The sequence below is a fragment of the Nocardia sp. NPDC051463 genome, assembly GCF_040681975.1.
GTDB lineage: Bacteria > Actinomycetota > Actinomycetes > Mycobacteriales > Mycobacteriaceae > Nocardia.
The window spans coordinates 320,138-333,680 of the sequence record NZ_JBFBAB010000002.1 but is presented as its reverse complement, the minus strand read 5'-3'; the positions used below and the strand labels follow the sequence as shown (position 1 = coordinate 333,680).

11 protein-coding genes are annotated in these 13,543 nt (G+C 64.3%); 1 reads left to right on the top strand and 10 read right to left on the bottom strand.

Annotated elements, in window-relative coordinates; translation table 11 throughout:
- Positions 1-4: 4 nt before the first annotated feature.
- From AB0M74_RS07180 to AB0M74_RS07150, 7 genes are read right to left on the bottom strand one after another with little or no spacing between them, the layout of a single operon-like run.
- On the bottom strand, positions 5-319 hold the full coding sequence (locus tag AB0M74_RS07180) for a hypothetical protein (protein ID WP_364902612.1): 315 nt from the start codon (positions 317-319) through the stop codon (positions 5-7).
- A 34-nt stretch (positions 320-353) separates the two neighbouring features.
- Complete coding sequence (locus tag AB0M74_RS07175) at positions 354-722, bottom strand: hypothetical protein (protein WP_364902609.1); 369 nt, start codon at positions 720-722, stop codon at positions 354-356.
- Positions 719-1,471, bottom strand: coding sequence for a hypothetical protein (locus AB0M74_RS07170; RefSeq protein ID WP_364902606.1), 753 nt, complete (start codon positions 1,469-1,471; stop codon positions 719-721). The genes AB0M74_RS07175 and AB0M74_RS07170 overlap by 4 nt, the downstream gene beginning before the upstream one ends.
- The gene (locus tag AB0M74_RS07165) at positions 1,471-1,818 is read right to left on the bottom strand and encodes a YbaB/EbfC family nucleoid-associated protein (protein WP_364902603.1); all 348 of its coding nucleotides are present in this window, start codon (positions 1,816-1,818) and stop codon (positions 1,471-1,473) included. The genes AB0M74_RS07170 and AB0M74_RS07165 overlap by 1 nt, the downstream gene beginning before the upstream one ends.
- Positions 1,815-3,350: a PPE domain-containing protein gene (locus tag AB0M74_RS07160; RefSeq protein ID WP_364902600.1), complete on the bottom strand. Its 1,536-nt coding sequence runs from the start codon at positions 3,348-3,350 to the stop codon at positions 1,815-1,817. Before AB0M74_RS07160 ends, AB0M74_RS07165 begins: the two co-directional genes overlap by 4 nt.
- A gap of 30 nt (positions 3,351-3,380) precedes the next feature.
- A complete protein-coding gene (locus AB0M74_RS07155) occupies positions 3,381-5,960 on the bottom strand; it encodes a hypothetical protein (RefSeq protein ID WP_364902597.1) in 2,580 nt (859 codons plus the stop codon).
- Positions 5,961-5,978: 18 nt separating this feature from the next.
- Positions 5,979-8,255 (bottom strand): hypothetical protein, encoded by a 2,277-nt coding sequence (locus AB0M74_RS07150; RefSeq protein WP_364902594.1) that lies wholly within the window; start codon positions 8,253-8,255, stop codon positions 5,979-5,981.
- Between the two features lie 393 nt (positions 8,256-8,648).
- On the opposite strand from AB0M74_RS07150, the gene AB0M74_RS07145 reads away from it, so the two are divergent.
- Positions 8,649-10,175, top strand: a complete 1,527-nt coding sequence (locus tag AB0M74_RS07145; RefSeq protein WP_364902592.1) for a DUF4226 domain-containing protein — start codon at positions 8,649-8,651, stop codon at positions 10,173-10,175.
- Between the two features lie 9 nt (positions 10,176-10,184).
- Here the strand turns inward: AB0M74_RS07145 and AB0M74_RS07140 are convergent, their stop codons facing one another.
- The 3 genes from AB0M74_RS07140 to AB0M74_RS07130 form a co-directional block, all read right to left on the bottom strand.
- Positions 10,185-11,432, bottom strand: a complete 1,248-nt coding sequence (locus AB0M74_RS07140; protein ID WP_364902589.1) for a transglycosylase SLT domain-containing protein — start codon at positions 11,430-11,432, stop codon at positions 10,185-10,187.
- Entirely contained in the window at positions 11,433-12,629 is a 1,197-nt protein-coding gene (locus tag AB0M74_RS07135; RefSeq protein WP_364902586.1) for a DUF4226 domain-containing protein, read from the bottom strand.
- A 341-nt stretch (positions 12,630-12,970) separates the two neighbouring features.
- Entirely contained in the window at positions 12,971-13,186 is a 216-nt protein-coding gene (locus tag AB0M74_RS07130; RefSeq protein ID WP_364902583.1) for a hypothetical protein, read from the bottom strand.
- Between the last annotated feature and the right edge of the window lie 357 nt (positions 13,187-13,543).

Sequence of the window (13,543 nt, the reverse complement as noted above, 5' to 3'; positions counted from 1 at the left end):
GAAATCAGATCGGTATACGCCGGACCTGGTCGCCGGCCGTAGTATCGGCGGCGGCGAGCACACCGGTGGTTTGCCTCGTGTGGTCGGAAATCGCCTGCGCTTGCCTGTCCGCGCGCGGTAACGCGTCCACAATCGTGTTCGTCGCCCAGGTACGCGCGCCCTCCATCGCGAGGTCGAGTTCCGACTGCGGGCGATGCGTCGGCACCAACTCGCGGACGACCGCTTTGGTTCCGCCGGTGATCGTGGTCATCGCGCCGGTGTGCTTGTCGGCGACCGCGTTCACTTCGTGCGGCTCATCCATATTCAGATCGGTGGTCATGTCGGTGTCCTGTCTCGCAGTTCCGGAGTCTCGCTCAGGAGGTGGTTCTGCCGAATTCAGCGTCCTCCATGGCGCGGTAGGACGCCTCGGTCGGGAGGTCGAACGAGTCGATCGTGTAGGGCAGCGAACCATTGCGTTGCATCTCGTTGCGCAGCCCTACCCGCGACTTCGCATGCGCCAGCCTGGCGAGTTTGAGGATCTCGGCAGCCAGCCAGTCATCGCCGTTGTCGAGCGCATCGTCGGCAATGTGCATGCCGACGATCTCGCCGTCCCGGTCGCAGGCCACACCGGCGCTGTGATCGGGATTGAAGACCTCGAAAGTCCTGCTCTGGTCCTCCGCCGGGTCGTAGTCGGGATCTTCGGCATCGAAGTCTTCCACATCGAGCGGGAACATGTCTTTCATCGTTTGCCCTCCGAGAGTCGTTGTGAGGATTGGGATCTGATCGAGTACGCGGTGACCGATCCAACGGGCGGCCCGGCGGAATCGTCGGCATCGGCGGCAACCCTGTCCGCGAGTGCCGACCATGCCTCGTCCTCGATGCGCAGCACATGACGCAGCGCCCAGAAACGCGCGCCGAGATACATTTCCCCTGTTCCGTCCGCCTCGATGTCGAGATGGTCGGGCCCCTCGGTGGCCGCGTTGAGCGTCACGGCCGTGACCGGCGGGCGCCCGTCGTCGACGTTGACGATCTGTGCGCCGCCACCGGGAATGAAGCTCTGCCGCAAGCGCGGACTGGAACCGATGACGACGTCGGCGCAATTGGTGGTGACGTTGATCTCCGAGTTCAACATCAACTGCAGCACCCAGGATCGAGCCGCTTCCTCCGGGTAGTCGGCATTGATCGAAATGGCAAGGGTGGCGGCGAGATCCACGACCAGCAAGGCTTCCGACGTGGTGACCCCGACGATGACCAAACGCCTCGGTGTGCCCACCGGGTGCGGCAGATCGTCGGCGGCCACCGTCATCACATCGGAGCCTCCACCTGACCCGGTGACAGGGTGCGCGACAACGGTTCCGGTTGCTACCTCGACCGTATAGGCGGCAATGATCCCGGACGCCTGTTCGGCGACACCGGCCAACCGCACGAGTCCTTCCTCGTGCAGCCATCGCACCGTGTCGGCGATGGTGACCTCGGGGACGGCGGTCGTCATCACGCCTGATTCGGCGCGCTGGCGGCGGACACCGATTCCTCGTCGTCACCCATCGAGGGTGGGACGTCCATGATCGCTTGGTACTGCCGCGCCGCGTCGCCGGTGCTCTCCCGGATGGCCGCCATGATCTCGGCGGCCAGCTCCGCCCCGGTGAGCCGATCGGCGGTGCCCGGCGCCAGATACAGATCCGTGAGTCGGCCCATCGCGTCGACCTCGGGAATCACCGCGCCGCTCGGCGATGGCCGCCGCGCCCGGATACTGTCGATCCGCTCGCGCATGTCGGCGATCTTGTGGCGCAGCTCGCGCGCAGCGTCCAGCGCGGCTTGCACGTCGGGATGGATGGTCATGCGGTACCTCCGGATTGGGTCGAATTCTGGTTGCTCGGGCCCGGTGTCGGGGGCGTCACGGTCGGGGCGATGGTCGGCCGTTCACCGATCACCAACTCCGTATGCGGTGTGTCGTCCACATACATCAGCCGATCGGGGTGCCACGCCACAACTCGGTTGCGGTCGTTGCCGCCGCCCGCGCCGCCCGCGCCGCCCGGCGACATGGGCATGTACGGCGCCATCCCTGTCCCTGCCGCTCCGGCTCCGCGCGCCCCACCAGCCGCCCCTCCGGCGAGTGGCTCGATCACCTGGGTGCGCGGCAGCCCGCTGCTCCCGCCGCCCGCGAGGGCGCCGGTGGGAGCAACCGTCGACAGGGGGGTAGCCGACATGCCCTTGATGTCGCCGCCCCTCGGCACGGCGCCGACCGCCCCCGGGCTCGGGACGCCACCGCCACCGCCACCACCGGAATAACTGGCTGGGCTAGGAACACCATAATCCCCGTAATCGTCGAGGCCGTAGTCCTCGTAATCATCGAGGCCCGAACTGTCCTGCTGTGGCTGCTGCAGCCCGGACATCCCGCTCATAAGGGCGGGCAACATCGACATGAGGGCACTGGAGTCACCGCCCTGACCCGCGCCGTTGCCGTTGCCGTTGCCGTTGCCCTTGCCTTCGCCGTCGCCATTCCCCTTGCCGTCGCCGTCGCCCGAATCGTCAGCCTCGGGAACCTTCGATCCGACAGCGATCTCGTAACCCGAGATAGTCTCCGCCGAAAGTGCGTTCTGCGCGTGGAACTTGGCGAGCGCTTCCTCGATAGCGAGCTGGTTCTTCGACCGCATGGCCGAGAGCAGCCTGTTACGCGCTTTCTTGATGTCCTCCGGCGTCGGGTGCTTGTCCTTCGCCGTCCGGAATGCGCGGCCATAGGTATCGGCGGCGTCGGCCAAGGTGTGCATTTGACCGCCGAGCTGGTCCAGCCAGCCGCGGTGCCCGGCGATATCGGCGGCCGCCGCCGACCCGACCGGCCGCCAGTGCTGCATCGCGTTCGCCGCCTCATCGGCGCCTTCGATAGCGTTGGCATGGAAACCGCCCGCGAACTGCCGAAGCGAGTCCGCGAAGTCGGTCGCGCCAGTCGGCCCCGGCCCGGCTTGCAATTGCTGTGCGAATGTCAACGGATCGACCGTCGGGCCACTGGCCGGAAACTTGTGGACCGGTGGCCGTCGCAAACCGATCGGCTGCACTACGGGAACGGGATTGGTAACCAAGTCGGCCCCGGAGCCGCCGATTTCGCGCGCGCCCTGCTCATCGCCCTGGCTGTAATCGGTTGCCGCAGCCCCGATCTGGTGCGCGGTGTGCTGAAGGTTGTTGAGAACCTGGATCAGTCCGTTGAAGACCTGGGCCGCGTCGTTGTTGAGTCGCGGTACGTACGACGCGGAGATCGGGTCCGTGCCCGCGGGCGGAACCCAGCCTTTGGGCAGCGCCATTCCGGTCTGGCGTGCCAATTCAGCGAGCTTCGCCGCATTGCGGACGAGTTCGTCCAGGTCGACTTCCAGCGCCATGGTTCTCTCCTTTCACCACTGGTTCTGCGATCAGCCCGCGGTCAACGTCACGCCCGGCATCGTCGCGGCCGCGGACTGATCACCCAGCTCCGCCATGCCGGGGCCAGGGCCACCATCCGCCGGGCCGGCCATTTCGATTCCCCGCGGATGGGCGAATCCAGCGAAGGAACCGAGCTCTCCGCCGTTGGCCATCAACGGACCCATCTCCACCAATTCACCGTTCACGATGGCCTCCAGGGTGCCGTTCTCAGGATGCTCACGATCTGGGAACGCGACGAGCACCGCTGAGGAGAACTTGCCGCCCTCGACCTCCCATAGACCGACATCGCCGGTCATCAAATCGGAGTTACCGATGCGCTTGTCGGGCATCTTGGGTTCGGTCCATTTGGCCTTGGTGTTCTTGTAGGCGCCCTCCGCGCTGGTGGCGTCCTTACTGGCGAACGCCGCGTCCAGCGCCTGGGCAACCTGCAGCGACACCTTCTGGGTGCGAACGGAACCGTCCTTGGACGTGAACGTGTACGTCACGTTTCCATCGGGGTCCGGCGTGCGACCGGGCAGACCACCGACGGGCGTTCCGGGCGGGGCGTTGGTGACAGGAGCGTGAATATTCTGTGCCGGGGTAGCAGTCGTCGGCGGGGCCGTCGCCGCCGGCTGCGCGGTGACGGGCGGCGGGACGGTGGCCGCGGGGGGAGCCATGATGGCCGGGTCGTCGCGATACCGGTCCGGGTCGAGCTCGGGGTTCGGCTGCATCGCGTTCCGATTCGGATTGAACATTCCGCTCATCATCGCCATATCCATCGGCGATATACCGCCACCGAACCCCGCGGGCTGAGCGCCTGCTCCAGCGAACGGGGGGGTGTTCGACAGGTTCGGTGTACTTGTCGGCGGGAGGATTCGGTCGAGCGCGTTCTGCAGCGTGCTCTTGCCGGTATCGGGGTCCCCTGGGGTGGCCGGGGGGGTGGGCGGACTCGGAGGAGTGGGGATGTCCGGAGTGCTGGGGGTGCCGGGGAAGCCAGGGGTGCCAGGGGTGCCGGGCGGGTTGAGATCGTTCGGATTCCACTGGTTGCCCAGATTGCCGAAATTCGGTGTCTGTGGCGTGAAGCCCGGGTTCTGCTGCGCGGCACTCAATCCGGCGATACTCTTCTGCACTTCGGCGGACTGGTTGGCGCCGATCTTCGCCTGCTCCTCCCTCCATTTATCCCATTGGTCGGTCAGCGTTTTGACCTCATCGGCCGCTTTCCCACTTTTCGCATCGCCCTCACCAGCGATATCCTCGATGCCCTGCAGCGCTCCGGACATCACAGACATGAAATCTTTATCAGTTGTCGCTCCCCCGCCTGCGACAGCCATATTCATTCCCTTGATGAGCTCAGAAATTCCAGTTTGACCGTCCAAGGTAGTTGTTTCCACCTTCTCCGGTATCACCTTCTTTAACAGCGCTACTTCACGTGCATAGAACTGATCCGCTGCGGCGTTCAATGAGGTAGCTGCCGCGCGGTACGCCTCCCCTGCCTTGGATTCACCACCGAAACCAGTCATTTGCCCGACCGAGCCAGCCAGTTTAGGGACTTTAGTGAGCGTCGGATCCTTCTTCTGAGCAAGATTGCCGAAGTACTCGTGATTGTCATTGAGCGCGGTGGCCACCGAATTACCGGGCCCGGCATGCCATGCTTTGAGCTGAGCATTCAGATTCTTGGGCTGCAGTAGAAATCCCAGCTCGGTGGCAAGCACCTGCGATTGTATATCCGGATCGATGATGAAGGGCGGTTTGTGCTGCTGAAAGAGGCGAACGTGTTCACCGTCCCAGACATACTCTTGATTGGCAGGGTCCCCTGGATTCTTCCCCTTTGTGGGATCATCACGATTCGCGTCGCGAAACAGATAGGCTCCGCCGGCACCGAGCCCACGGAGAATGTCGGGACCCCACCCCGGGGCTTCATATCCGGCCTCGCCCCGCTTTTTGCCATTACCCTTTCCGAAGAGAAATTCCTCCCTCTTCTTTTGACGCGCGATCTTTTCTTCGAGCTCGGTTCTGCGCGCATCGAGTGTCTTATTAGGGTTAGCTTTTTTGTATGCAATCCCGTCTTGACGGGCTTTCTTGACGGCATCCGCGGCGTCCTGCGTCGCCTTATTTGCATCGCCAACGGCCTTGTTTGCGGCCGTTAGCTTGCTATCTGCGCTTGTCTTCGCCGCTTGCTGCGCGGGCGTGGCCTTTTTTCCCGCCCGTTTCAGCGCGTTTTCAGCCTTGGTCACAAGACCCTTGGCAGTCTTCAAGGCTTTTTGCGCTGCCACCACATCGTCGGCGGCATCAGCCGTGGCCTTCGCCGCGTTCGGTACCGCTTCCTGGATCCCTTTGACGCCTTTGAGGGCGGTTTCTGTGGCTTTCAGCCCCCTGTTGAGGCCCACCTGGAGCCCTTTGGCCACGCCATGACCCACCAGGCCGCCGACGGCACCGTACATGGCACCTTTACCGATGTCATCGGGACTGTAGTGACCCGACGCGAGTTCACCTGCAGCGCCACCGAGAGCACCCCCGAGAGCCATTCCGCCTTTACCGGGAATATACCGGCCGACTACCGTGGAAACGCCGATATCGACGAGCAATGGCATCCACTGCATCTTTACCCCTTAAGCCGGTACTGCGACGGACGCGTCAGCCGACGGATCGGCGGGCGTCGTCGCGGTTTGGATGGTCGCATCAGGCGCGGACACAGCAATCTCGATGCCTGCCGGATGGCGGAATCCGGCGAAGTGGCCGAACGTGCCCTGTTTACCGCCCGCCTCCGCGGTGGCCGCCTCCTCGGCAGCGAAACGTTCCAGCGCACCGTCCACGATCACCTCCAAGGTGGCGTTGACGCCGGTACCGAAGACAACCAGGAGCGCCGTCGTTTCGTGCGGTTTGTCCTCGCCGGGAATCTCTTTGTGCCAAGTCACGATGTCGCCGGTCATAAATTCGCTCGGATCGGCCGGCGTGCCGATCTCGGCCCCAGGAGGAATCGCCGCCGCGGTCTTCGCATAGGCATACCGCGCATCGGTGCTCGCCGCGTTGTAGATCGCCGCGTCGAGAGCCTGAGCAACCACCACCGAGACTCGTTGTGTCCGCCCATCCGGGAAGGTGTAGATCTTGCTGACATCGTCGTCCTGTGGGCGCCCCGACGCCGCGACCGGAGTGGCCGCGGCGCGGCCGGACGAGGGCGCCGCCTGCTGCTGCGAGGGCGAGGGCGAGGGCGAAGCCGTGCCAGACTGCGCCGAAGTAGCGGATTGAGCAGCCGCCGGAGCGCTGCCTCGCGTGCCGCCGATCTTCGCCTGATCGTCTCCGCTCCGGTCCTCATCTTCATCGCGCCCATCAGAACGACCGCTCCCCTTACCGAGGTTGCTCATCGCGAGCAGCAGCGGCGCCATGTTCGGCATTCCGGAAGCCGGGTTCGCGGACGCAGCGGCGACCTGTCCGGCATTCGGCTGGAAGGTCGGTGCCGAGTCGGGCAGCGCGCCGGTATCGGGCCGCGCGCCAGTGCCCTGCTGCGTGCCAGTGTCCGACACAGCGGCGTCGGTCTCCCTCGACGTGGAATCGGTTCGGTCCGTGCCGCTGGAGGAACTCCCGCCGTTGTCCGCCGTGCCGCTGTCCCAATTCCAGACCGGTGGCGCCGAACCAGCGCCCGCGGCGGCCACCCGAGAGCTTGCGGCAGGGGCGGCCGAGGCAGCCGGCGCGGCCGGTATGGCCGGTAGTGCAATCGGAGTGGTGCGCCCCGGAGTCTTACTCGAATCGTCGACACCGGAGTCGGCAGCCTTCTGATCGTCCACCTTTTCCTCATCGCCGGGCTTTTCGCCCTCCACCGTGTCCGCTTTCTTCTCGAATTCTTCCGCTATGGAATTCATCATCCGTTCCGAGCTGGCCATCGACGATTCGGCAAGCGACAGCATATAACTGTCCTCGGTGATTCCACTGGGGTCGACCAGATAGTCCGGAATCAAACCATAGTCGGGGTCTTGAACGAATCTCGTAAGCTCAGGCGTGTTAGCAGGATGCGTTCCCGCCATTTCGGTCAGCAGGTCGATGCGCGAGTTGACAGCTGCACGAGCCTTTTCGCAGAGCTCCGCCGTCTCACCGACAACGGCTGCCACCCGCGCATCCTTTTCACACAGCGTTCCGTACCGCGCACTCATCATACTTACGCGCTGTGGATAATTAGCGACCTGCGCCGCGTTTGCGCCTCGAATTTCCGCTACGGGCTGCTTTTGCGGTGGCGGAGTGTACGGGCCGTCGCCAATAGTCTGCCAATTTCCTAGATACATCTGAGGAAGATTTTGATAGTGGCCTTCGATAGCCGGCGACAACACGAGCCCATCCGGCAGTTGCTTCGGATCGGGCATCATCACATGAGACATCTCTGCCGGAACATTTCCGAGCTTGGCAGGACTGATATCAATCAATTTGATCTCACCGAGCGAAACTTCCGGTTTGTCGCTGTACTGATTGATTTTGTCTCGAAGCCATTGAGGCCGGCTGCGCGCGTCGTATGCCCCGGCGAAAGATCCAATGAGACCGGACTTCGTTCGCAGTCCCGTTTGCGCGGCGGTCCACGCCGCGGGAAGGTTACGCACGACCCCCTTGATACCGTCGGCCGTCAGCGCCTTCACACCGTCGACGAGGCTGGTTTTCATCAGGCCGACGCCCGCGGTGGTAAACATCTGTTTGAGGCCGACACCGGCCACCCCACCGCCTATCAGGCCGCCGACGGCGCCGAGTGCCATCCCCTGCCCTATGGCCTTGAGGTCCCAGCCGCTCTCGAATCCGGCGGCGATGCCGCCGACCACACCGCCGAGCAGCGCGGCACCGGCCGGGCCGCCGATCGCGAACCCGACCACGCCGGCCACACCAGTGGCGATGTCGCCCCATAGACTCATAGCGCCTACCTACCCGGCGAGAAGCAGCACCGACCGACCACACCCATCACCACAGCCAGGTCTACTACTGGTCCGATTTCGCCGCTATTCGCATCGAACGTCAACCGAACCGGGATCAGGAATCCAACATCGGCAGCGGTCATGGGCCCTTTTCCCTTCGACGCACCCATTGTCGAGGATTCCCATCAGTGGGAACTGATGTCTGTGTCGCACCGGTCAAGATGGTTCTGGTAACACACGCACACTACATGCGCGAATCACTTTGGCTGACAGACCCTTCCTTGCGACAGGTGGCCGACGTAGGAGGAAATACCGGATGCGCCTCCGACTCCCACCTCCTCGGACACTCGTCGTCGCCGAGTCCTGCGTGACGCGGGTTTCCGGAGGTCGATCGTGACGAGTACGGAGTTGCCCCAGGGGGCGGATTTCGAGGTCGAGGACCGTGTCGGCGAGGAGAGCGAGGGTTCCGACGGTCCGGTAACTCCGTGGTCGGAACGGCCGGGACATAAGCAGGGACGGCCGCGTTTGGGCGCTCCGGTGCCGCCTGCGCCGACCTCGCCGATCCCACCGGGAGGGGCGAGTCCGCAAGGACGCAACGAAACCCCGCTGGGCGCACCAGGACAACCAAAAGTCGCTCCTGGTGGACCCGGTGTTGGTGGTGCGCCTGCCCAAGCAGCACCCACCCAGCCTGCGCCGCCTGCCGCAGCGTCTCCTGCGCCACCCGCTCCGGAGAGTGCGGCAGCCCCCGCAGGGCGGGAAACTCGGTATCGCGAGCCGGAACCGCCCGAGTCGCTGATCAACCCGGACATGATCGGGGCGGCACTGCCCGCGGCGGCCATGGCCGGGACCATGGCGATGGCCGCCCTGCCGATGATCGCCAACGCACTCGCCGGTCTGGCAGGTGGCAATGGCCAAGGCAACAACGGTGGCGGCGACACCACCAACAACACCGAACTGTCGCCCGAATCCCAGCAGGCCCTGGAAGCTCTGGAACTCCTCGCGAAGGTCTACGGCGAGGAAGAAACCGATGATCCCGAAATCCAAGCCATCCGAAAGGAACTGGGTCTCGTCCCCGGCGATAGCACCGACGCCGGTGGGGCCGGAGGCGGTGGCACCGGAGGCGGTGGTGGCGGCGCCGGCAGTACTGGCACCGGTGAAACCGCGAATGCGGTCAATGCGCGGCAACTGTTCCAACGCAACGCGGCCACCGCGTTCAACAACATCGACAACCAACTGTTGCGATACATCACCGGACTAGCGGGCAACAACAAAGTCGACCAGAAAGCGATCGGATCGCTGGTCCGCGAAGTCAACGTCGCGCTCGCCCAACTCGGACCGCAGGCCTACACCGCACAAGGCCAGCAGAAAGTCCGTCAGATCCTCACCGCCGCACTGCAAAAAGCCCACACCATCGTCTCCGGCAGCAACACCAACTCCACTGACACCGCCAACGCCATCAACCAGCTCACCAACCAATACCTGTACAACATCGCAGGCCAGAACTACACCGCAGCCACCGGGACCTCCGGTGGTCAGATGCCGGGGACCGGAGCGACGGCGGCGGCCCAACGGGCAATCCAAGTCGCCCTTGCCCAAACCGGAAAGCCCTATGTCTTGGGCGACGAAGGCCCGAATTCTTTCGACTGCTCGGGCCTCATGCAATATTCGGCGGCAGCCGCGGGTGTCCAGATTCCACGAGTCTCGGAGGATCAGTATCGCCTTCTGCCTCAGGTCAACCCGGCCGCCATTCGTCCAGGGGATCTCATCTTTCCCTCTGACTCGTTCAAGTCATCGGGACTGCCCGGGCATGTCATCATGTACATCGGGAACGGTATGTGCATCGCGGCGTCCAAGCCTGGTGTGCCCATTGGTACGGTTCCCTTGCCCAGCAGCTACCTCGCGACCCGCTGGACAAATTAGCCGGGGCCATCAGTACCCGACATACGAACCGCCGCCGCGCATTTGGACGATGCCCGGTACATTACTGACCGAGCCATAGCGATCTATGGAATACCGCACGCCCGCAATAATATTGTCGACCGGATTCCAAATATCACGATGACCGGGTAACGCATAGGAGTTGAAGGTCGGATCGATGGTCTGCATCAGACCTTTCGACGGGATGCCCGCCGCAGCATTACTGTCCCACAGATTTATCGCGTTCGGATTGCCACCCGATTCGTGCTGAATTATCGCGGCGATATCAGCAGGATCGATCTGCCGGGTGTCGTAGCCCTGTGCGCGCAGAATTTGCAGCGCTTCGTTGATCCATTGCCCCTGCTGGCCCGCGGGTCGGGTGCGGGGCGGACCGCCGCTCGCGGCGCGGCTGTCCGGGTGCGACGCTCGCCTCGGTCTGCGCGGTCGGCTCGGCCGTGTCGGCCGTGTGTCCTGCAGGTATCGATCGGTCAGTTTGCTGACCCGATCCGCGGTGGTCGCCGCCGCGACTTGACCCTGCGCCAGAACCGATCCCGCGCGTTGTACCGCATTCGTCAGTGTGGCGAGGAGAAAGTTCCGCGCTACTGTCACATCCGAGATGCCGCCGAGAGCGACCAAGGCCGTGTTGACATCGGCGATGATCGCCGCAATGGCGGCTCGTCCCTGGGTGGTGCTGTCGGCTGCCCCCTCGAGAATCTTCCCGAGTTCGGCATTCAACGATTGCACCGTGTTGATGCGCTGAGATCTGTTGTGGCTGTCGGCCGCGTACTGCGATCCCAATTCGCCCACTCCCGCCACCGACGCGGTCGTCTCTGTTCCCAGCACCGGAGGCGAGTACGACTGCCCGGTGTCCGCGGAAGGAGTGTCGTCCCCGTAATGGGCGGCGATCGTCGCGAGTGCTCCCAACGCGGCCGCCGCCATCGGCGTAGCCGCGCCGGACCAGGCGAGCGCGTCCGGTCGCGCTATCGACGCCGAACCGGTACCCGCAGTGGGTGATTCGGCGATCAACGGCGTGATGGGACCGCGCGCTGCGGTCGCCGGGGGCATCGACGCCGCCGAGGCCCCGACCGGCGCCATCGGCGGCAGCCGCGCAGGACTGCCCCGCGCGGCAGATTTCACCGGACGGCGGGGCTCGTCGGCGGTCGTTACACTCGTTCGCGCGTCACCGGGCTTTTCTTCCAGACCTTCGGTGTCGGCCTCGACTTCCGGCTCGAGCGGATCCTGCTTCTTCGTCGACGCCATTTAGTACCCGACATACTTTTGACCGCTGCGAACGGCTCGGACGCCTGGCACATTGCTGACCGAACCATACTCGCCGATGGCATACCGCACGCCCGCGACAATATTGTGGACAGGATTGTAAATGTTGTTGTACCCCTGTACCGCATACTGATTGAACGTGGAATCAATGGTCTGCATCAGACCCTTCGAGGGCGTTCCCCTTGCCGCGTTGCCGTCCCACGTGTTCGTGGCGAGCGGATTGCCGTCCGATTCGTTCTGGATGATGATTGCGATGGCCGCGGGGTCGACCTTGCGCATGTCACAGCCGCTCTGCTGCAAGACCGCCATCGCCTGCTGGATCCACTGCCCCAGCGTGCCCCCGGGCATCTGACCACCGGAGGTCCCCATGGCTGCGGAATAGTTCTGGCCCGAGATGTTGTACAGGTATTGGTTGGTGAGCCGGTTGATGGCGTTGGCGGTGTCAGTGGAGTTGGTGTTGCTGCCGGAGACGATGGTGTGGGCTCTTTGCAGTGCGGCGGTGAGGATCTGACGGACTTTCTGCTGGCCTTGTGCGGTGTAGGCCTGCGGTCCGAGTTGGGCGAGTGCGACGTTGACTTCGCGGACCAGCGATCCGATCGCTTTCTGGTCGACTTTGTTGTTGCCCGCTAGTCCGGTGATGTATCGCAACAGTTGGTTGTCGATGTTGTTGAACGCGGTGGCCGCGTTGCGTTGGAACAGTTGCCGCGCATTGACCGCATTCGCCGTTGCGCCCGAACCGGCGCCGATGCTACCGGAACCGGCGCTGCCGGCCCCAGAGCCTGCCGTTCCGGTGCCAGTGCCGTTGCCAGGTGTGAGGCCGAGTTCTTCACGAATGGCTTGTATTTCGGGATCATCGGTTTCCTCGTCGCCGTAGACCTTCGCGAGGAGTTCCAGAGCTTCCAGGGCATGCTGGGATTCGGGCGAGAGCTCACCGTCGGTTGATCCGCCACCGTTGCCGCCTTGATCACCACCCCCACCACCAGTGAGGCCCCCGAGTGCGTTGGCGATCATCGGCAGGGCGGCCATCGCCATGGTCCCGGCCATGGCCGCCGCGGGCAGTGCCGCCCCGATCATGTCCGGGTTGATCAGCGGCTCGGGCGGTTCCGGTTCGCGATACCGAGTTTCCCGCCCCGAGGGTGTCGCCGCACCCTCGGGCACGTGCGGGGCAGGAGAGACCACGACAGGCACAGGAGCCGGCTGGGCGGGTGCCGGTGTGGGCTGGGCAGGTGCGACAGCAGTCAGCGGCGCCGGGCTCGCTCCAGGAGCTACTTTTGCCGGACCCGGTGTACTCAGCGGTGTCTCGTACCGACTCTGGGGGCTCGGCCCCCCTGGCTGGATCGGCGACACCGGAGAACTCGACGGAGTGGGCGCCACCGGAGCTCCCAACCGAGGGCGCTCCTGTTTGCTGCGTCCAGGCCGACCCGACCACGGAGTTACCGGTCCAGCAGACCCATCGCCCTCTGTATCGACACCCTGGTCGACAGCGTCATCTGCGTCCTGTGGCCACAGCTCGATACTCGTCAAGGCGCACTCTCCAACACCCGCTTCACCCGAACATCGTTCGCCGTCGGAATCGCGCTGTGGATCACCCTTCCCGACGGGTCGACCGTGACGAGCTGGGTGGAGTCGGTGGCGATACCCACGCGAGTCGGTGCGCTATTGCGATAGTCCCAGAAGATCAGATCGCCTGACGAAATCGCGACCAGATCGACGCGCTGACCGCAAAGACCCTGCACAGCAACAGTATTCGGAAGAACTACCACACGCGGATCACCCGCCGACGGTCCGCACAAATCTCGTTCGGCACTCGATTCCACACCCACACCTCCGCCAGTGGATGACCCCCCGCCACCGCTTGCATCGACCGCACCAGAGGACGTCGATTCGCAGCGGCCGGTGGTCGCCGCGAGAGACGCCTGGTAGATCACCGATCGTGTCAGCGTGGCCTGATCGACACGACCGCCCGCACCACCGTTGTTCGCCGCCGCCGGCGCGGACAACTGGTCGAGTGCGATCGCACGAGCACACTGGCTGGCGAACCCGGTCTCAGCAGTTTGCAATTGCGCTCGTTGCGATGGTGCGGTTTTCATCGC